The 18,408-nt window shown below is 60.1% G+C and carries 16 protein-coding genes; 3 read left to right on the top strand and 13 right to left on the bottom strand.

Annotated features, from left to right (window positions below):
* Nucleotides 1-143: 143 nt before the first annotated feature.
* The 4 genes from lpdA to M8Q45_RS14195 are packed head-to-tail and all read right to left on the bottom strand — an operon-like array spanning nucleotide 144 to nucleotide 5,103.
* On the bottom strand, nucleotides 144-1,526 hold the full coding sequence (lpdA, locus tag M8Q45_RS14210; RefSeq protein ID WP_249875276.1) for a dihydrolipoyl dehydrogenase: 1,383 nt from the start codon (nucleotides 1,524-1,526) through the stop codon (nucleotides 144-146).
* An 18-nt stretch (nucleotides 1,527-1,544) separates the two neighbouring features.
* Entirely contained in the window at nucleotides 1,545-2,807 is a 1,263-nt protein-coding gene (locus M8Q45_RS14205) for a dihydrolipoamide acetyltransferase family protein (RefSeq protein WP_249875275.1), read from the bottom strand.
* A complete protein-coding gene (locus tag M8Q45_RS14200; protein ID WP_030141237.1) occupies nucleotides 2,808-3,866 on the bottom strand; it encodes an alpha-ketoacid dehydrogenase subunit beta in 1,059 nt (352 codons plus the stop codon).
* A gap of 1 nt (nucleotide 3,867) precedes the next feature.
* Nucleotides 3,868-5,103 (bottom strand): 3-methyl-2-oxobutanoate dehydrogenase (2-methylpropanoyl-transferring) subunit alpha, encoded by a 1,236-nt coding sequence (locus M8Q45_RS14195; RefSeq protein WP_030141238.1) that lies wholly within the window; start codon nucleotides 5,101-5,103, stop codon nucleotides 3,868-3,870.
* A 194-nt stretch (nucleotides 5,104-5,297) separates the two neighbouring features.
* Here M8Q45_RS14195 and bkdR point away from each other — a divergent pair, with 194 nt between their 5' ends.
* Both bkdR and M8Q45_RS14185 read left to right on the top strand, forming a co-directional pair.
* Nucleotides 5,298-5,786, top strand: coding sequence for a Bkd operon transcriptional regulator BkdR (bkdR, locus tag M8Q45_RS14190; RefSeq protein ID WP_249875274.1), 489 nt, complete (start codon nucleotides 5,298-5,300; stop codon nucleotides 5,784-5,786).
* Between the two features lie 126 nt (nucleotides 5,787-5,912).
* Nucleotides 5,913-7,589 carry a phosphatidylinositol-specific phospholipase C domain-containing protein gene (locus M8Q45_RS14185; RefSeq protein ID WP_249875273.1) on the top strand — a complete coding sequence of 559 codons (1,677 nt, stop codon included), beginning with the start codon at nucleotides 5,913-5,915 and terminating at the stop codon, nucleotides 7,587-7,589.
* 63 nt (nucleotides 7,590-7,652) lie between these two features.
* On the opposite strand, the gene M8Q45_RS14180 is transcribed toward M8Q45_RS14185, so the two are convergent.
* Nucleotides 7,653-8,516, bottom strand: coding sequence for an MBL fold metallo-hydrolase (locus M8Q45_RS14180; RefSeq protein ID WP_249875272.1), 864 nt, complete (start codon nucleotides 8,514-8,516; stop codon nucleotides 7,653-7,655).
* Between the two features lie 138 nt (nucleotides 8,517-8,654).
* On the opposite strand from M8Q45_RS14180, the gene M8Q45_RS14175 reads away from it, so the two are divergent.
* Nucleotides 8,655-9,455, top strand: a complete 801-nt coding sequence (locus M8Q45_RS14175) for a sulfite exporter TauE/SafE family protein (protein WP_249875271.1) — start codon at nucleotides 8,655-8,657, stop codon at nucleotides 9,453-9,455.
* A gap of 137 nt (nucleotides 9,456-9,592) precedes the next feature.
* Here M8Q45_RS14175 and M8Q45_RS14170 read toward each other — a convergent pair whose 3' ends face one another.
* The 8 genes from M8Q45_RS14170 to M8Q45_RS14135 form a co-directional block, all read right to left on the bottom strand.
* A complete protein-coding gene (locus tag M8Q45_RS14170) occupies nucleotides 9,593-10,462 on the bottom strand; it encodes an aldose 1-epimerase (RefSeq protein WP_249875270.1) in 870 nt (289 codons plus the stop codon).
* Between the two features lie 224 nt (nucleotides 10,463-10,686).
* A complete protein-coding gene (locus tag M8Q45_RS14165; RefSeq protein ID WP_249875269.1) occupies nucleotides 10,687-11,967 on the bottom strand; it encodes a TRAP transporter large permease in 1,281 nt (426 codons plus the stop codon).
* Nucleotides 11,967-12,494: a TRAP transporter small permease gene (locus M8Q45_RS14160; protein ID WP_198797978.1), complete on the bottom strand. Its 528-nt coding sequence runs from the start codon at nucleotides 12,492-12,494 to the stop codon at nucleotides 11,967-11,969. Before M8Q45_RS14160 ends, M8Q45_RS14165 begins: the two co-directional genes overlap by 1 nt.
* A gap of 75 nt (nucleotides 12,495-12,569) precedes the next feature.
* Nucleotides 12,570-13,541 (bottom strand): TRAP transporter substrate-binding protein, encoded by a 972-nt coding sequence (locus M8Q45_RS14155; protein WP_249875268.1) that lies wholly within the window; start codon nucleotides 13,539-13,541, stop codon nucleotides 12,570-12,572.
* A 60-nt stretch (nucleotides 13,542-13,601) separates the two neighbouring features.
* The gene (locus tag M8Q45_RS14150) at nucleotides 13,602-14,507 is read right to left on the bottom strand and encodes an SMP-30/gluconolactonase/LRE family protein (protein ID WP_249875267.1); all 906 of its coding nucleotides are present in this window, start codon (nucleotides 14,505-14,507) and stop codon (nucleotides 13,602-13,604) included.
* 43 nt (nucleotides 14,508-14,550) lie between these two features.
* The gene (locus tag M8Q45_RS14145; RefSeq protein WP_249875266.1) at nucleotides 14,551-15,372 is read right to left on the bottom strand and encodes an NAD-dependent epimerase/dehydratase family protein; all 822 of its coding nucleotides are present in this window, start codon (nucleotides 15,370-15,372) and stop codon (nucleotides 14,551-14,553) included.
* Nucleotides 15,373-15,551: 179 nt separating this feature from the next.
* On the bottom strand, nucleotides 15,552-16,853 hold the full coding sequence (locus M8Q45_RS14140) for an OprD family porin (RefSeq protein ID WP_249875265.1): 1,302 nt from the start codon (nucleotides 16,851-16,853) through the stop codon (nucleotides 15,552-15,554).
* A 470-nt stretch (nucleotides 16,854-17,323) separates the two neighbouring features.
* Nucleotides 17,324-18,295 carry an IS110 family RNA-guided transposase gene (locus tag M8Q45_RS14135; protein ID WP_249873132.1) on the bottom strand — a complete coding sequence of 324 codons (972 nt, stop codon included), beginning with the start codon at nucleotides 18,293-18,295 and terminating at the stop codon, nucleotides 17,324-17,326.
* Nucleotides 18,296-18,408 lie beyond the last annotated feature (113 nt).

The raw sequence follows: 18,408 nt of genomic DNA, 5'->3' as shown, positions 1-18,408 counted from the left end.
ATGCGAACGCAATCCACAGGTGACCTCGGTCGGTCATGCGAACGCAATCCACAGGTGATCTCGGTCGGTCATGCGAACGCAATTCCATGTGGGAGCGAGCTTGCTCGCGAAGGGGCCTCACTCACACCATCAATTCCCCCGGATCACAGATGCAACGCATGCCCCAACGCCCGCAACGCCGCTTCCTGCACGGCCTCGCCCAGCGTTGGATGGGCATGGATGGTGCCGGCGATGTCTTCCAGGCGCGCACCCATTTCCAGGGATTGGCCAAATGCGGTGGACAGCTCCGACACCCCCACGCCGACTGCCTGCCAGCCGAGGATCAAATGATTGTCCCGGCGCGCCACGACGCGGACGAAACCGCTTTTCGATTCCAGGGTCATGGCCCGGCCGTTGGCGGCGAACGGGAAACTCGACACGATGCAGTCCAGGCCGGCTGCCTTGGCCTCGTCCGGCGTCTTGCCCACCACGACCACTTCCGGATCGGTGAAGCACACCGCTGCGATGGCGGTCGGATTGAACTCCCGGTGCTCGCCGGCGATCAGCTCGGCGACCATTTCACCCTGGGCCATCGCTCGGTGGGCGAGCATCGGCTCGCCGCTCAGGTCACCGATGGCCCACACGTTGCGCATGCTGGTCTGGCAGCGGTTGTCGATTTTCACCGCCGAACCGTTCATCGCCAAATCCAGTGCTTCGAGATTCCAGCCCTGGGTATTGGGTTTGCGCCCGACCGCCACGAGCACCCGGTCGGTGTCGAGGTTCAGCGTGTCGCCATTGGGATCACGCACTTGCAAGGTGCTGGCCTGGGCATCGAAACCTTCGACGCTGTGCTTGAGGTACAGCTTCACGCCCAATTGCTTGAGTGCCTCGTGCACCGGTTGCGTCAGCTCACCGTCGTAGGCCGGCAGGATCCGCTCCCGGGCTTCGACCACGCTGACCTCGGCGCCAAGCTTGCGATAGGCAATGCCCAGCTCCAGGCCGATGTAGCCACCGCCGACCACCACCAGATGCTTGGGCACCGAGGTCGGGGCGAGGGCTTCGGTGGACGAGATGATCGGCCCACCTATCGGCAGCATCGGCAGGTCGACACTTTTCGAACCGGTGGCCAGCAGCAGGTGCTCGCACTGGATACGGTTATCACCGACCTCGACCGTCTTGCCATCGATGACCTTGGCCCAGCCCTGGATGACCTGGACCTTGTGCTTCTTCAGCAACGCGGCGACGCCGGTGGTCAGGCGATCGACGATGCCGTCTTTCCATTCCACGCTCTTGCCGATGTCCAGGGTTGGCGCCGCGACCGTGATGCCCAAGGCTGAGCCCTGGCTGTGGTGGCGGGTCTGGTGGAATTGCTCGGCCACATGGATCAACGCCTTGGACGGGATGCAGCCAATGTTCAAGCAAGTACCGCCCAGCGCCTGGCCTTCCACCAGGATTGTCTCGATGCCCAGTTGGCCGGCGCGGATCGCCGCCACATAACCGCCCGGGCCGCCGCCGATGATCAGCAGCTTGGTGTTCAGAGTTTGCATGGCCTGCTCCATTGATGATTAGTCCACGAACAAAGTGGCAGGTTGTTCGAGCAAGCCACGCAGGGCCTGGATGAATTGCGCTGCGTCCATGCCGTCGACCACCCGGTGATCGAAGGAGCTGGAGAGGTTCATCATCTTGCGGATCACGATCTGGCCCTTGATCACAACAGGCCGCTCGACGATCTTGTTCACGCCGACAATCGCCACTTCCGGCAGGTTCAGCACCGGTGTGCTGACGATCCCGCCCAACGCGCCGAGGCTGGTCAGGGTGATGGTCGAGCTGGAGAGCTCATCGCGACTGGCCTTGCCATTGCGGGCAGCCGTGGCCAGGCGCGAGATTTCCGCTGCGCTGTCCCATAAGCTGCGGGCTTCGGCGTGACGCACCACCGGCACCATCAGGCCGACGTCGCTCTGGGTCGCGACGCCGACATGCACCGCGCCGGAGCGATGGATGACCTGGGCTTCGTCGTCGTAGCGGGCGTTCATCTGCGGGAAGTCGCGCAGGGCCACTACCAGGGCGCGGACCAGGAATGGCAGCAAGGTCAGCTTGCCGCGACTGGCGCCGTGTTTTTCATTCAGGTGAACCCGCAGCTCTTCCAGGGCCGTGACGTCGATTTCCTCGACGTAGCTGAAATGGGCGGCGCGCTGGGTGGCTTCCTGCATGCGCTGGGCGATCTTGCGACGCATGCCGATCACCGGGATCTGCTGCTCATCGTGGCGTTCGGCATAACCCGAGCCGCCCTTGGCCTGTGGCGACGAACCCTGGGCCAGAAAGGCTTCGAGGTCTTCATGCAGAATCCGCCCGGCAGGGCCGCTGCCCTGGACCAGGCGAAGCTGGATACCGAGGTCCAACGCGTGCTTGCGCACGGCCGGCGAGGCCAGTGGACGCTCGTCGGGATCTCGGGCCACCGGAGCCTGCGCCGCTTGGACGGGACGAGGCGCCACCGCAGGTTTCTCCGCCACGGGCTCAGGCTTGCTTACGGGCTCAGGCTTGGCAACAGGTGCCGCCAGTTGTGCCGACTCCTTCAGGTTGCCCGCACCTTCTACCTCGATGCGGATCAACTCGCTGCCCACCGCCATGACTTCACCCGGCTCGCCACCCAGGGCGATGACCCGGCCGTGAACGGGCGAGGGGATGTCCACCATGGCCTTGTCGGTCATGACATCGGCCAATACCTGATCCTCGACCACCATGTCGCCGACCTTGACGTGCCACACCGACAGCTCAACTTCCGCGATGCCTTCGCCGATGTCCGGCATCTTGATAACGTGCGTGCCCATTCAGACCTCCATGACCCGTTTCAACGCCGCGCCCACACGGGACGGCCCTGGGAAATACGCCCACTCCTGCGCATGCGGGTAGGGAGTGTCCCAACCGGTGACACGCTCGATGGGCGCTTCCAGGTGATGGAAGCAGTGTTCTTGCACCAACGACACCAACTCGGCGCCGAAACCGCAGGTGCGGGTGGCTTCGTGGACGACCACGCAGCGACCGGTCTTCTTCACGGATTTGACGATGGTCTCAAGGTCCAGCGGCCAGAGGCTGCGCAGGTCGATGACTTCGGCGTCGATGCCGGTCTCCTCGGCAGCGACCTGGGAGACGTAGACCGTGGTGCCGTAGGTGAGGATGGTCACGTCCTTGCCCGGACGGGTGATGGCGGCGACGTCCAGCGGCACGGTGTAGTAGCCGTCCGGCACTTGTGCCTGCGGATGCTTGGACCACGGCGTTACAGGGCGGTCGTGGTGGCCGTCGAACGGGCCGTTATACAGGCGCTTGGGTTCGAGGAAGATCACCGGGTCATCGTTTTCGATGGAGGCTATCAGCAGGCCCTTGGCGTCGTAGGGGTTGGACGGCATGACGGTGCGCAGGCCGCAGACCTGGGTGAACATCGCCTCGATGCTCTGGCTGTGGGTCTGGCCGCCATAGATGCCGCCGCCGCACGGCATGCGCAGGGTCATCGGCGCGGTGAACTCGCCGGCCGAGCGATAGCGCAGGCGCGCCGCCTCGGAGATGATCTGGTCCGACGCGGGGTAGACGTAGTCGGCGAACTGGATCTCGGCCACCGGCCGCAACCCGTAGGCGCCCATGCCCACCGCCACGCCAACGATGCCGCTTTCGGAAATCGGTGCGTCGAATACTCGCGAGGTGCCGTACTTGTTCTGCAGGCCTTCGGTGCAGCGGAACACGCCGCCGAAGTAACCGACGTCCTGGCCGAACACCACGACGTTGTCGTCGCGCTCGAGCATCACGTCCATGGCCGAGCGCAGGGCCTGGATCATGGTCATGGTGGTAGTGGTCATGGCGGTGTCCAACGCAATATTGTTGTTGTGATCGTTCATGTCAGATCCCCAACTGCTGACGCTGGCGCTTCAAGTGCTCCGGCATCTCTTTGTAGACGTCTTCGAACATGGTCGCGGCGCTTGGAATCTGTCCGCCGGCGAGGGTGCCGTACTGCTCGGCTTCCTTCTGCGCGGCGATCACCTCGGCTTCGAGTTCGGCGGTGACGGCGGCGTGTTCCTCTTCGGACCACTGGCCGATCTTCACCATGTGCTGCTTGAGCCGTGCGATCGGATCGCCCAGGGGGAAGTGGCTCCAGTCGTCGGCGGGGCGATATTTGGACGGATCGTCCGAGGTGGAGTGCGGGCCGGCGCGGTAGGTGACCCATTCGATCAGCGCCGGGCCGAGGTTGCGGCGGGCGCGTTCGGCGGCCCAGCGCGAGGCGGCGTAGACCGCCATGAAATCGTTGCCGTCCACGCGCAGGGAGGCGATGCCGCAACCGACGCCGCGTCCGGCGAAGGTCGTGGCTTCACCGCCGGCGATCGCCTGGAAGGTGGAAATCGCCCATTGGTTGTTGACCACGTTGAGGATCACCGGCGCGCGATAAACGTGGGCGAAGGTGAGGGCGGTATGGAAGTCGGATTCGGCGGTGGCGCCGTCACCGATCCAGGCCGAAGCAATCTTGGTGTCGCCCTTGATCGCCGAGGCCATGCCCCAGCCCACGCCCTGGATGAATTGGGTGGCGAGGTTGCCGGAAATGGTGAAGAAACCGGCGTCCTTGACCGAGTACATGATCGGTAACTGCCGGCCCTTGAGCGGATCGCGCTCGTTGGACAGCAGTTGGCAGATCAGGTCCACCAGCGGCACTTCGCGGGCCATCAGGATGCTTTGCTGGCGGTAGGTGGGGAAGCACATGTCGTCGATGTTCAGGGCCAGGGCCTGGGCGCTGCCGATGGCTTCTTCGCCAAGGCTTTGCATGTAGAACGACATTTTTTTCTGGCGTTGGGCGACGACCATGCGGTTGTCGTAGATGCGCGTCTTGAGCATGGCGCGCATGCCTTTGCGCAGGATCTCGACGGGGATGTCCGCGGCCCAGTCGCCCAAGGCGTTGCCCTGGTCGTCGAGCACGCGGATCAAGCTGCGGGCCAGGTCGGCGGTGTCGGCGGGTTCGACGTCGATGGGGGGTTTGCGCACCGTGCCGGCATCGGACAGATGCAGGTAGGAAAAGTCGGTCTTGCAGCCGGGACGGCCCGAGGGTTCGGGAACGTGCAGGCGTAGCGGTTCGTACGCTGGGTTCATGGCTTTCTACGCTCGATCTTGTGAATTTCTTGTAGTGGGCGCGCTAGCTGACGAATTTCCCTGGGTAGGTGGGAAATTGTCCTACAACAATCATAGACTCGACGAAGAAGAATATTTTTCTCTGTTGGCTTGCTGTTCAGATCATTTGCAGATAAAAAATCTGCACAATGATAAAAAACAGGAAATTTTGTCTCATGCGTAAATTGGATCGCACCGACATCGGCATTCTGAACAGCCTTCAGGAAAACGCCCGGATCACCAACGCCGATCTCGCCCGTTCGGTCAATCTATCGCCGACGCCGTGCTTCAACCGCGTCCGGGCCATGGAAGAGTTGGGGGTGATCCGCGAGCAGGTCACGCTGCTGGATGCCGATCTGCTGGGGTTGCACGTCAACGTGTTTATCCATGTCAGCCTGGAGAAGCAGGTGGAAGAGGCGTTGCAGCATTTCGAGGAGGCGATCTCAGACCGGCCTGAGGTGATGGAGTGCTACCTGATGGCGGGCGATCCGGATTATTTGATTCGCGTGTTGGTGCCGACTATCCAGTCGCTGGAGCGGTTCATGATGGACTTCCTGACCAAGGTCCCGGGCGTGGCGAACATCCGCTCCAGCTTCGCCCTCAAGCAGGTGCGCTACAAGACCGCGTTGCCGTTGCCTCGCGACGGACTTATGTTAAGTAACTAGGTTGTATCTAGGTTTGTTCTGTGTTGGGCAATTAAAGTTACAATTGCATTGCTGAATTATACCGTCGTTACTATATGTTGTTCGCTCTTTGGTCTAAGAGTTAACCACTAAGCGAGCAATAATAATATGATGAGTCACGATGAGAAAATTATGTTGGCCAAGGCGAAGGGTGTATGGGCCGGTGATCTTGATGAACACGGTACCATCAGGCCTTATATGGCGCCGGTTTTCGATACTTACAAAGAGGCTGACGTCGCCTCGGTGAATGAGTCCATGGACGGGGGGCCAGGTCCCGCAGTGGAGTTTGACGAAAATGAGGTCTACACCGGCTGGTGCCCCAATGGCAGTCTGCAAAACGGTGTTTGTAAACCGTTCAATAACAACCGTACCCATTGGATGAGCACTTACTCGGGTGTTCGCAGATTACCCATCCATCTGGCAATCTTGCCGGGAACGCATAACTCTGGTTTCGATAAACAGGCGGCTTCCGCGCCCAGTATGGAAACCTGCCAGGACGTCCCCCCTCACGACCAGCTAAATGCGGGTATTCGCGTGCTGGACATCAGGGTGCATCACTACCACGGGTATCCGCCCGGCGATGCACGGCGATTCATGATTTTCCACAGTACCACCAATGGCCGCACAATTGCTGGCGATATCATCGGTGGCGTTAAAAACTTTCACTCAGGACCTGGTTGGGATCGCCGACGGGAAGTGGTGGTTTTGGACTTCCATGAGTTTCGCAATTTTACCGCGGGAATTCATGCTGAATTCTGTGAGTTGTTGATAACCATGCTGGGTACGTCGATTATTTCTCCTACCTATAAAAACATGACCATTAATCAGTTGTGGGCATTGTCGGGATATAAGAACGTCGTCATCGCCTATAATAATGGTGCGAGGCATCCGTTGTTTTGGCCGGGGGTGACTCAACGTTGGATCGGTTCCAATACACCGAGCGAGTCGGAATTGAAAGCGTTTATCGATCGCGTCGGCAACGAAACAAAACCGGCCGGCGAGTTGAGATCGATCCAGGCAGCACGATATGTTTTACCCTTTTACGTGCCTAAGGACATGTCGGGCCAGCTGATGTCATGGTTTGCGAGTGGCAGTGTCAATCATCCGATCATGAAGTATTACATTATCAATTGTGATTGGTCGTTACGTCACCGTCTGGTGGATAACATTATCTATTCCAATAGCCTCCGCGCCACGTCTCTTGGGATACCCGATCTCGTGAAATGTTTCCCTGGGGAGGCGAACCGTGCGGTTATGCCTGGCGCTAAGCACATGATTATCGAGGTCAGGGATAATCAGTGGAGCCCGATGATTGCGTTGCCCGAAATTCTCGATGACGAGCCGCACCGACTGTTGATCATTTCGAAGTCGAGCCGCGAATGTGTGCTCGACATGCGCTCCAGCGATTGTCCTTTGGACGAGGTCGAACTGTGCGAAGGCGATGTTGTAGCACTAGTGAGTGTGCCAGGTACGCGTAGCTGGGGTTTGCAGGCGCGCCACTTCGCTGGCGAGTTGGCGGACGGTGTTGTCCCGGCGCCAGGGGAGGGAGAAAAATTCATACGGATCACGCTGGCGAACGAGCAATGTCCAAAGGTCCTGTCGCTGCCGGCGACTGCGGCGCATGGAAGCGTAATTCTGGTAACCAACGAGGCGCTTGAAAAAGTCCGTCTTTCTGATGCATATGCGCGTACGAATTCGAGCATCCTTCAGGGCGAAACCCACGCCTTTATCTACAATTCGGATATTGGCGACTGGCAAAGTGAGGCATTGCCGCTGGTACATTAATGCGCTCAGCGTTGATAGTCCTGCTTCGCCATTCTTCCGGACGGCGCATTGATTCTTTTTATGTCAAAGCTTGTCGATAGGAATTTTCAGATAGGTCACGCCATTTCCCTCGGGCGGGGGCAAATTCCCCGCCCGCACATTCACTTGGATCGCCGGCAGCAATAGCGTCGGCATTCCCAGAAGCGCATCACGCTGGGTGCGCAGTTCGACAAAGGCTGCCTCATCAACCCCGTCATGCACGTGAATATTGTCTTTGCGCTGTTTGCCCACGGTGGCCTGGCACTGCGAGGTACGACCTTCGGGCGGGTAGTCATGACAGACGTAGAGTTCTACGCTCGCCGGGAACGCCAGCAGCTTGCGGACTGACGCAAACAACTGACGCGCATCACCGCCGGGAAAATCACACCGCGCGGTGCCTACATCCGGCATGAACAGCGTATCGCCCACCAGAATCTGTTCGCCTTCGATCACATAGGCCATGTCTGCCGGCGTATGCCCCGGTACATGCAGCGCCGTGGCCTTGAGGTTGCCGATGGTGAATGACTCGTCCGGTGCAAAAAGGTGATCGAACTGTGAACCGTCCACCGCAAATTGCGGTTCGAGGTTGAAAAGCGCCTTGAAGACACGCTGTACCTGATGGATGGATTCGCCGATGGCGATCTTGCCGCCCAGTTCCCGGCGCAGGTAAGGCGCGGCGGACAGGTGATCGGCATGGGCGTGGGTTTCCAGCAGCCATTGCACCGTCAGTTGATGTTCGCGCACAAAAGCGATCACCCGATCTGCTTGTGCGGTACCGCTGCGGCCCGAGGCCGGGTCGTAGTCGAGCACCGGATCGACCACTGCGCATTGTCCGCCATCGTGCTCGTAAACCACATAGGTGTAGGTCTTTGAAGCGGGATCGAGAAAGCTTTGAATCTGCGCGGGCATGACAGCGGACCTGTGCGGGAAGAAGCGGTTGCTACGCTTGAGGTTTACGGCATATGGTCCGCAGCTTAGTGAGGACCAAGGCGTCCTGCAAATGCGATCGCACCTGCCAACAGGTGTGCGCGGCTTGAGAGAACCGGAATGTTACTGGCAAGTTTTTTTGGTGTGGTCATGGGCCTGGTCCTTGGCCTGACGGGCGCGGGCGGCGGGATTCTGGCCGTGCCGGCGTTGGTGTTGGGCCTGGGCTGGAGCATGACCCAGGCTGCTCCGGTGGCTTTGTTTGCGGTGGGCAGCGCGGCGGCGGTGGGCGCCATCGATGGGCTTCGCCATGGCCTGGTGCGTTATCGCGCGGCGCTGTTGATTGCGCTGCTGGGCGCAATGTTCTCGCCGGTGGGTATCTATTTCGCCCACCAGCTTCCGGAAAAAATCCTGATGATTCTGTTCAGCCTGCTGATGGTGCTGGTGGCGGCGCGCATGCTGCGTCGGGAAACCGCGCAGCCCGGTCCCAGCGATCACGGCGCGGCGAGTTGGGGCCAGAAGAATTGCATGCTCGATCGCCAGACCGGCCGCCTGGCCTGGACCGCGCGCTGCACCGCCACGCTGTCGGCATTGGGCGCGGTGACGGGCATGGTTTCGGGCCTGCTGGGCGTGGGCGGCGGCTTCTTGATCGTGCCGGCGTTCAAGCAACTCACCGACGTGCAGATGCGCGGGATCGTCGCCACCTCCTTGATGGTCATCAGCCTCATTTCGTTGATTGGTGTGGTGGGGGCGTTGCATGCTGGGGTGAGCATCGACCGGGTCGGGGTGGCGTTCATTGCGGCGAGCATCGTCGGGATGGTGCTCGGGCGGCGGTTCTCCGCGAAGGTGCCGGCGCGGGCGTTGCAGGTGGGGTTTGCCGGGGTGTGCCTGGGGGTGGCGGTGTTCATGCTGGTACGGGCGTAGCGATCTGGTCGGAGCTTTTGTGGCGAGGGGATTTATCCCCGCTCGGCTGCGAAGCAGACGCCAGGCTTGATAATGGATGGGCCTGCTTCGCAGGCCAGCGGGGATAAATCCCCTCGCCACAAGGGATCGTGTGCCACCTAAAGCGCTCGACACTGCATCGAAAACCCCAACGCCATCGACTGCCCTTGCTCCAGCAAGCGCAACCCCGGCCGTCCAGGCAGGTGATGGGCATTGACCGGATGACTCACCGGTTCGATGCAGAAAAAATCCAGGCCCACAGGGCAGTACAACAGGAAATAGTCGCTGCCGCTGGCGCGGCATTCCAGTTCATAACCCAGGTCCGGTTGTTGGATCAGGCACTGACCGTTCCAGCCACCGAAGCCGTTGTCGACGAGGGTGTCCGGCAATAGCCGCGGTTGCTGAAAATCCCACTCCGAGGGAACGTCCCTCAGTTCCGTTGGCAGTTTCGCGGCGTCGCACATCCACACGTCGCTGGCGCGGGTTTGCAGGCGGGTACCGGCGGTGCGCGGAAAGTACGGATGCAAACCCAGTCCGTGCCACGCGGCTTGTTCGGCCATGTGCGTGACATGCAGGGCGATTTGCAATTGGCCGCCGCTCAAGCGGATCCGCAGGCTGGCGCAATAGGCGAACGGGGTTTGGCTGTCGAGTTGCAGCAAGACTTCCTGGCCACTCTGTTCGGCCACTTGCCACGGTTGCTGCCAGGCACTGCCATGGATTGGAAACGGATCATTGGGGCTGTTGGCTTCCAGGGCGAGCCAGCCGCCCGGGCAATCGAAACCGCCTTGGGCGATGCGGTTCGACCAGGGGATCAGCGGGAAGCAACCGAGTTTGCCTGGCAAGCCGTTTTCCAGCGCTTGCGGCGCGGGTGGGCGCAACAGGGGCGCTCCGGTGCTGCGCAAGGTCCATTCGACGAGGCTGGCGCCCAGGTGTGGGGCCAGGGTGAGGCGGGTGAGTTCGTCTTCGAGGTACAGGAGAGGCTGCGTCATGGTAGTCGCTTCTGTTCGGAGGGGAGGCAGGTAGCTTTTGTGGCGAGGGAGCTTGCTCCCGCTCGGCTGCACTGTAGGAGCTGCCGAGTGCAACGAGGCTGCGATCCTGTCCCAGACAGTTGAGTCTCAAGCGAAGATCAAAAGATCGCAGCCTTCGGCAGCTCCTACCGCAGTCCAGCGGGAGCAAGCTCCCTCGCCACAAGGGGGCTTGCTCACTGTTGGGGTTACAACACCAAATGCGGCAGCCACAGGGAAATGGCAGGGATGTAGGTCACCAACATCAGCACCACGAACAGCATGGCGTAGAACGGCAGCAGGGCCTTGACGGTGCTTTCGATGCTGACCTTGCCGATGGCGGAGCCGACGAACAACACCGCACCCACCGGTGGCGTGATCAGGCCGATACCCAGGTTCACCAGCATGATCATGCCGAACTGCACCGGGTCCACGCCGATGCCCACGATCACTGGCATCAGGATCGGCGTCAGGATCAGGATCAGCGGCGCCATGTCCATCACGGTGCCCAGCAGCAGCAACATCACGTTGATGCACATCAGGATCACGTAGCGGTTGTCCGACAGCGTCAGGAATGCGGTGGTGATCTTCGCCGGGATTTCCATCAGCGTCATGATGTAGCCGAAGCTGGCGGCGAAGCCGATCAGGATCATCACGATGGAGATGGTGCGTACCGTGCGGTGCATCAGTTTCGGCAACTCGCTCCACTTGTAGTCGCGATAGATGCACATGGTCACGAAGAACGCCCACACCACGGCGATCGCGGCCGATTCGGTGGCGGTGAACACACCCGAGAGGATGCCGCCCAGGATGATGAACAAGGTCATCATGCCCCACATGGCTTCCTTGCAGATCTTCAATGCTTCTTTGAGCGGAATTACTTCGCCTTTAGGGTAATTGCGCTTTTTCGCGAAGACCAGGCACAGCGCCATCAGGCAGAGGTTCATCATGACGCCGGGGACGATGCCGGCCATGAACAGTGAGCCGATCGACACGGTGCCGCCTGCTGCCAGCGAGTACAGCACGGCGTTATGGCTTGGCGGTGTCAGCAGCGCTTGCACCGAACCACTGACGGTGACAGCGGTGGCGTAATCACGCGGGTAGCCCCGGCGTGTCATTTCCGGGATCAGCACCGAGCCCACCGAAGCGGTGTCGGCCACCGAGGAACCAGAGATCGCGCCAAAGAAACTCGACGCCACGAGGTTGACCAGGGACAGGCCACCGCGCACGAAACCTACCAGCACGCTGGCGAAGGCCACCAAGCGACGGGACATGCCGCCCTCGGCCATGATCGCGCCGGCCAGGACGAAGAACGGAATGGCCAACAGCGAGAACTTGTTCACCCCGCCCGCGACCTGAATCATCATGGCCTGGAACGGAATGTCGATCCACCACGCTCCGATCAGGGCGGCAGCGCCCAGGGCGTAGGCGACCGGCATGCCGATCAGGATCAACAACAAAAAACTGCCCAGCAGAATCAGAGCGTCCATTAAGCGGCACCTTCGTTTTCTTCAACCAAGTCGAACTGCACGACCCGACGCTGGCTTTGATCACCCAGCAAGAGTTTTTCCAAGACGAAAATCAAGGTCAGGAAGCCACCGACCGGGATCGGCATGTACGTGATGCCGACGCGCAGGGTAGGGATGGCGCTTATGAATTGGTTCCAAGTGGTCATGCACAGCTTGGCGCCCCAGACGGTCATGAATATGCACACCGCCGCCATCAATAACTGGGTGAAAATCGACGCCGCGGTTCGCCATTCAGATGGCAAACGGCTGGTGACCATGTCCACGGCCATGTGCGATCCGGAACGGTAGCTGGAGGCAGCACCGATGAAGGTAAATACCATCATCAGCAGGATGGCGGTGGGCTCCGGCCAGCTGGCGCCCGAGCCCAATACGTAGCGGGCAAACACACCCCAGGGAATCATCAGGGAAACTGCCAGGACAGACAGGCCGGCGACCCAGATGCAAGTCATGTAAATCGTGTCGTTGATACGCAGCAGCAAATTCTTCATCGGGTTCCACCGTAACTGGGCGCGCCTTCAACCGCAGGCGCGCCCAGCCTTTTCAAGAGTGCAGATTGAGAGGCCTTACTGGACAGCTTCGATGCGCTTGATCAGGTCGGCATACGGCGCACCGTATTTGGCCCGGACTGGCGCGGTGGCGTCGTAGAAGGGCTTCTTGTCGACCGTGATGAACTCGACGCCGGCAGCCTTGAGTTTTTCTTCACTGGCGGCGGACTTCTTGTCCCACAGATCCCGTTCTTCAGCCTGGGCCGCCTTGGCGGCTTTTTTCACCATGTCCTGCTGTTCCGGCGTGAGCTTGTTCCAAGTGATTTTCGACATCACGATCGGCTCGGGCAGGATCAGGTGACCGGTCAGGCTGTAGTACTTGGCGTTCTGGTAGTGGTTGTGTTCGAGCAGGGTCGGCGGGTTGTTTTCCGCGCCGTCGATCACGCCGGTCTGCAGGGCGCTGAAGATTTCGCCGGTGTCCATGGCGATGCCGTTGGCGCCCATGGCGTTCATCATCTCGATGAACATCGGGTTGCCTTGGACACGGATTTTCATGCCCTTCAGATCTTCGAGCTTGCGCACGGGATTCTTCGTGTAGATGTTGCGCGTACCACCGTCCATCCACGCCAGGGCCACCAGGCCGAACTCCGAGTTGGTGATCCGGTCGAGGATCGCATCGCCGACTTCACCGTCGATGACAGCGCGCATGTGCGCCTGGTCGCGGAAGATGAATGGCATGTTGAACACGTTCACGTCAGGCACCACAGGGCCGACGATGCCCAGGCTGACGCGGGACATCTGGATCGCGCCGGCTTGCATCTGCTCGATGACTTCTTTTTCAGAACCCAGTACGCCACCCGGGAAGTACTTGAACTTCAGCTCGCCCTTGCTCTGCGCTTCCAGGGCCTTACCCATGGACTCCTCGGCAACGACGGTTGGGTAGCCTTTGGGGTGGATGTCAGCCATCTTCATGGTGAGTTCGGCATGCGCCGCCTGGGCCAGGAAGGCCAGGGGCAGGGCTGCGATCAGAAGTGTGCGTTTGAAATTCATGCTCAATCTCCAGTCTTGTTGTTTTTTTTTATGGCTCATTCAGTGAAGCGGTGAAGCAGATCAGTTCGCGGAGTGTTTCCGTCCTCCGAAAGCAGGTTCAGCCAGGCCCTTGACGCCGGGGTTGAGCGCGAACACGCCACCGGCCAGGGATTGTGGATCGTTGTCGTCACCCGGACGAATCGAGGTCACAAAAAGGGTGTCCATCTGGCTGCCGCCAAAGGCGCACATGGTCGGTTTTTTCACCGGTACTTCCAGGGAGCGGTCGAGACGTCCGTCCGGGGTGAAACGGTGAATCAGCCCGGCGTCGTTGGCGCAGATCCAATAGCAACCGTCGGCGTCCACCGCCGCGCCGTCCGGACGACCGGCCAGGGGCATCATGTCGACGAACAGCCGCCGGTTGGACGGGGTGCCGCTGTCGATGTCGTAGTCGAAGGCCCAGATCTGCTGGATCAGCGGGTGCGAATCAGAGAGGTACATCGTCCTTCCGTCCGGGCTGAAGCCCAGGCCATTGGGCACGATGAAGCCGCTCAGTTGCGCCGCTACCGGGCTGCGTTGCCCGGCCTCATGACGGTACATCCGGCCTTCGTCGGCGTTGGCGCCCATGTTCAGCACCATGCTGCCGGCCCAGAACCGGCCCTGGCGATCGCAACGGCCATCGTTGAGGCGCATGTCGGTGCGACTGTGCTCGACGCTGGCGCACAGCTCGCTGTCCAGGCTGCCGTCGTCATGGGGATGCAGGCGAAAGAAACCACTTTCCATGCCCGCGACCCAGCCGCCGTCCTGGTGGCGGGCGATGCAGGCGAGCATTTCAGGGGCTTCCCAGCCCTGGATTTTCCCGCTACTGGCATTCCAGCGTTGCAGGCCGCCGCTGGGGATGTTCACCCAGTACAAGGCGTTCTCTTCGGGGACCCATACCGGGCTTTCCCCGACGGCGTTGCGTGCATCGACAATCAATTCGGCTTGCATGGCGATTCCTTGGTTGGTTCGTATCCCATGAACAACAGGCGAATCAGTCGTCGAACGGGCCGGCGGCCACAAAGGCGCCACCCTGGTAGATCATGGCCGGGTCATCGGCGGCCGGCATTGGCTGCGCCTCGACTTTGGCACGGAAGATTTCCGACGTGTCCTTGGGCGTGTAGCCCAGGTGCGCGGCATGGCTGTTGTCCCACCAGACATCACGGTTGGCGGAGACGCCGTAGACGATGGTGTGGCCGACTTTCGGGGTGTAGAGCGAGCATTCGATCAGTTGGGTGAGATCGTCGAAGCTCAGCCAGGTGCTCATCATCCGGCGGTTCTGCGGTTCCGGGAACGACGAGCCGATGCGGATGCTCACGGTTTCGATGCCGTAGCGATCGAAATAGAAATTGGCGACGTCTTCGCCGTAGGACTTGGACAGGCCGTAGTTGCCATCCGGACGACGAAGGCAATGGGCGTCGAGGGTTTCGTCCTGTTTGTAGAAACCGATGACGTGGTTGGAACTGGCAAAAATCACGCGTTTGACGCCGTGCTTGCGCGCAGCTTCATAGATATGGAATACGCCGCTGATGTTGGGGCCGAGGATTTCTTCGAACGGACGTTCAACCGATACCCCGCCAAAATGCAGGATGGCATCGACACCTTCCACCAGTTGATGCACGGCCTGCTTATCAGCCAGGTCGCACGGCACCACTTCCTCGCTTTCATCGATGGCCGGCGCCATGTTGGCGATGTCCGACAGGCGAATGTGACGGGCATAAGGCTTGAGGCGTTCGCGCAAGACTTTGCCAAGGCCGCCGGCGGCGCCGGTCAAGAGCAGGCGATTGAAGGGATGGCGAATCTGTGTCGTGGTCATGGCATTACCTGAGCAAACAGTGAGAGGTACAGTTGTTATAAGTTGTCGTACGACCGAGAGGGAATATCCTTATCCTTCCGCTACCTTGTCAACGTTTGATCGACGAACCGCTCTAGGTCGGCGTCCTTGCCGGGGCTTGCCATGGCGCTGGCAGACGCACATGGCAAGGTTCCTGGGCGTTACAGGAGCGAAATCGGATAGCTGATGAAGATGCGGTTCTCGTCGAATTCGTTGGTGCTGAAGTCGCGACGAATCGAAGCGTTACGCCATTTCACGTTCAGGCTTTTCAACGCGCCGCTCTGCACGGTGTAGGCCAGTTCGGTTTCACGGCCCCATTCCTTGCCGTCATCGACGGTGGCGGTGTGCACGTTGTCGCCGCTGATGTAGCGGTTCATCAGGGTCAGGCCCGGCACGCCGACAGCGGCGAAGTTGAAGTCATGGCGCACTTGCCAGGATTTTTCCTTGGCGTTGTCGTAGCTGGAGTTGTAGCTGTCGTTCGCCAGGGTGCCGCCGCTGGTGCCGTTGACGCGCATCCAGGCATCATCGCCGCCGACTTTCTGCAGGCCGACGTAGAAGGTGTTGCCGCCGTATTTGGCGGAAAGCATGGCGAACGCGGTTTTGTTGTCGAGGTCGCCGGCCAGTGCGCTGCCGTCTTCCTTGCCGGTGAAGTAACCGAGGTTGGCGCCCAGGGTCCAGTCGCCGATCGGCTGGCTGTGGGTCAGGTTGAAATACTGTTGCTGGTAGATGTCGGACAGTTCCGCGTACCAGACGCCGACCTGGGTGCGTTTTTCGTTGAAGGCGTATTCGCCACCGCCGAAGTTGAAGCGGTCGGAAGTGAACGCGCCACGGCCGTTCATCGACATGTCTTCCATGCTTGCGTCGTTGCGCGGGCTGTTGGCGCGGAACTGGCCGCCATAGAGGCTCAGGCCGTTGATTTCGGTCGAGGTCACCTGGCCGCCACGGAAAGTCTGGGGCAGGGAACGACCGTCGTCGGAGCGCAGGATCGGCAGCACCGGCATCCACTCGCCGACCTTCAGCTCAGTCTTCGAGACCTTGGCCTTCAGGGCCACGCCCAGGCGACCGAAGTCATCGGCGGGGCGACCGTCGTCATGCACCGGCAGCAACTGGGTGCCGGCGGTGCCTCTGCCGCCGTCGAGCTTGATCGAGTAGGTCCCCAGCACGTCCACGCCGAAACCGACCACGCCCTGGGTGAAGCCGGACTTGGCGTCGAGGATGAAGTTCTGGGTCCACTCTTCGGCTTTGCCCTGGGTGGCGTTGTCGTTGACGAAGTTGCGGTTGAAGTAGGCATTGCGCAGGTTCAGCGTGGCCTTGGCATCATCGACGAAACCTGCAGCACTGGCCGTCAACGGCAGGAACGCCGCCAGGCTGGTGCAGCCGAGCAAGGTCAGTGTAGAGGTGGAACTGAGAAGGGTACGGCGGCTGGAACGGGTATTGGACGGAAAACGGGCACGTGTGCTCACTCTGGCGCTCCTACGGTTTTTGTTGTTTTTATTTGTCATACGTCGTCGTACAACATGGCGTGGATTATTTGGTGGTCGTTGTCCGTTGTCAACTGGCCATTATCGGAATTATCCAACCGGAGGGTGCTTCAAAATGAGGCGTACCAACGACTGTCGGTCTGCGGAGTCCAGATTGAGGGCCGCTGCGCCGGGCCGTTTGCGTGTTGGCAAATGGCGGGGGGCAGGGCCAGGTTGTGCGATGACCGGTCTAAGACATTAGTCGAATGGGTGGGATGACCGGTGTCCTTCGTGGCGAGGGCGCTTGCAGGAGCTGCGTAGGAGCTGCGTAGGAGCTGCCGAGTGCAACGAGGCTGCGATCTTTCCCCAGGCACTTGAATCTCAAGCGAAAGATCAACATCAAAAGATCGCAGGCTTCGCCAGCTCCTACAGGCCAAGCTCCCGCGCCCCCCCTGTAGATACCGTCTTAAGTCTCACCGGGCAAGCGCAAGTTTCGGGTCATATGGCAGTCCTGACTTGAGCACTCCGTAAACGAAGTGCAGCAGTTTGCGCATTGCCGCGCAGATGATTTGTTTGGGGGCCTTGCCGTTGGCCTCCAGGCGTTCTTTCATCGCCATGATCGCCTTATTGTGTTTCAGCGCCACCATGCCAGGCATGTAAAGGCCTGCACGAAGCCGTGCTGACCCGATTCTCGAAATTAGGGTATGACCTTTAAGCTTTCCTGATTCTTGCAGCTTGGGATTCAGCCCCGCAGCGGCGACCAATTGGCGAGGATCGCTGTATTTGCGCAAGTCGCCCAGTTCGGCTAGCAATCGCTCAAGCGTTTTTTGTCCGATACCGTCGATGGTTACGATCAGATCCCGCATCTGACGCATATCCGGGTCGTCATCGATGTGCTTTTTGATCGCCTTATGTGTTTCAACGATCTCTTTTTCGATATGGCGCAGAACGGAGTTGATCGAGTCTTTGACCTTTTCGTCAGACACGTCCAGACGATTAAGCTCCATTTGTTCCATTTCCTGAAGGTCATCCAGGCGGCGCACCATAGCTTTCAACTGGCGATACTTCAGTGGCTCAGGTGCCCATGGCTGAAGCTTCTGATCCTTTTCCCGGGCGAAGTCGGCGATGAGTTTGGCATCGCTTTTATCGGTCTTGATGCGGCGCAGCTCGCTGTCAGCGTACGCTTTGGTCGTAGCCGGGTTCACGACGCAGATTCGGAAGCCTTTGTTGTAAACGAACTCGGCGAGCTCCAAGTGGTAGACGCTGGTGGCTTCCATCACGATCAGGGCCGAACGCTCGACGTTTGTGTCTAGCCAAGCCTCAAACTCTTTAAAACCTTTTGGATTGTTGGCCAGCTTGGCCTTGGTTTTGTGCTTGCCGTTGGGCAGGTGTGTAGCGATATCAAAAGTGTTCTTTGCAACGTCGACGCCAACGAAACCAGACATGATCGTTTCTCCACTTGTTCCCTTTTGCGATCATCACGTCACTCGGTCCAACCTTGCGAATGCGGGCTCTAGCCGGAGGCGGGCCCAAGATACCGTGCGAACTGTACGAGTGA

The organism is Pseudomonas sp. T1.Ur (assembly GCF_023516725.1).
In the GTDB taxonomy this organism is placed as follows: Bacteria; Pseudomonadota; Gammaproteobacteria; order Pseudomonadales; family Pseudomonadaceae; genus Aquipseudomonas; species Aquipseudomonas alvandae.
The sequence above is the reverse complement of the archived record's forward strand: the minus strand, read 5'-3'. Positions and strand labels throughout refer to the sequence as shown.

Bases quoted from the DNA above. Each gene is read 5' to 3' on its own strand.
- M8Q45_RS14155 (WP_249875268.1), bottom strand. From the start codon at position 13,541: ATGAATTTCAAACGCACACTTCTGATCGCAGCCCTGCCCCTGGCCTTC.
- M8Q45_RS14160 (WP_198797978.1), bottom strand. From the start codon at position 12,494: ATGAAGAATTTGCTGCTGCGTATCAACGACACGATTTACATGACTTGC.
- M8Q45_RS14145 (WP_249875266.1), bottom strand. From the start codon at position 15,372: ATGACCACGACACAGATTCGCCATCCCTTCAATCGCCTGCTCTTGACC.
- M8Q45_RS14200 (WP_030141237.1), bottom strand. From the start codon at position 3,866: ATGAACGATCACAACAACAATATTGCGTTGGACACCGCCATGACCACT.
- M8Q45_RS14180 (WP_249875272.1), bottom strand. From the start codon at position 8,516: ATGCCCGCGCAGATTCAAAGCTTTCTCGATCCCGCTTCAAAGACCTAC.
- M8Q45_RS14185 (WP_249875273.1), top strand. From the start codon at position 5,913: ATGATGAGTCACGATGAGAAAATTATGTTGGCCAAGGCGAAGGGTGTA.
- M8Q45_RS14165 (WP_249875269.1), bottom strand. From the start codon at position 11,967: ATGGACGCTCTGATTCTGCTGGGCAGTTTTTTGTTGTTGATCCTGATC.
- M8Q45_RS14170 (WP_249875270.1), bottom strand. From the start codon at position 10,462: ATGACGCAGCCTCTCCTGTACCTCGAAGACGAACTCACCCGCCTCACC.
- M8Q45_RS14195 (WP_030141238.1), bottom strand. From the start codon at position 5,103: ATGAACCCAGCGTACGAACCGCTACGCCTGCACGTTCCCGAACCCTCG.
- bkdR (WP_249875274.1), top strand. From the start codon at position 5,298: ATGCGTAAATTGGATCGCACCGACATCGGCATTCTGAACAGCCTTCAG.
- M8Q45_RS14205 (WP_249875275.1), bottom strand. From the start codon at position 2,807: ATGGGCACGCACGTTATCAAGATGCCGGACATCGGCGAAGGCATCGCG.
- lpdA (WP_249875276.1), bottom strand. From the start codon at position 1,526: ATGCAAACTCTGAACACCAAGCTGCTGATCATCGGCGGCGGCCCGGGC.
- M8Q45_RS14150 (WP_249875267.1), bottom strand. From the start codon at position 14,507: ATGCAAGCCGAATTGATTGTCGATGCACGCAACGCCGTCGGGGAAAGC.
- M8Q45_RS14135 (WP_249873132.1), bottom strand. From the start codon at position 18,295: ATGTCTGGTTTCGTTGGCGTCGACGTTGCAAAGAACACTTTTGATATC.
- M8Q45_RS14175 (WP_249875271.1), top strand. From the start codon at position 8,655: ATGTTACTGGCAAGTTTTTTTGGTGTGGTCATGGGCCTGGTCCTTGGC.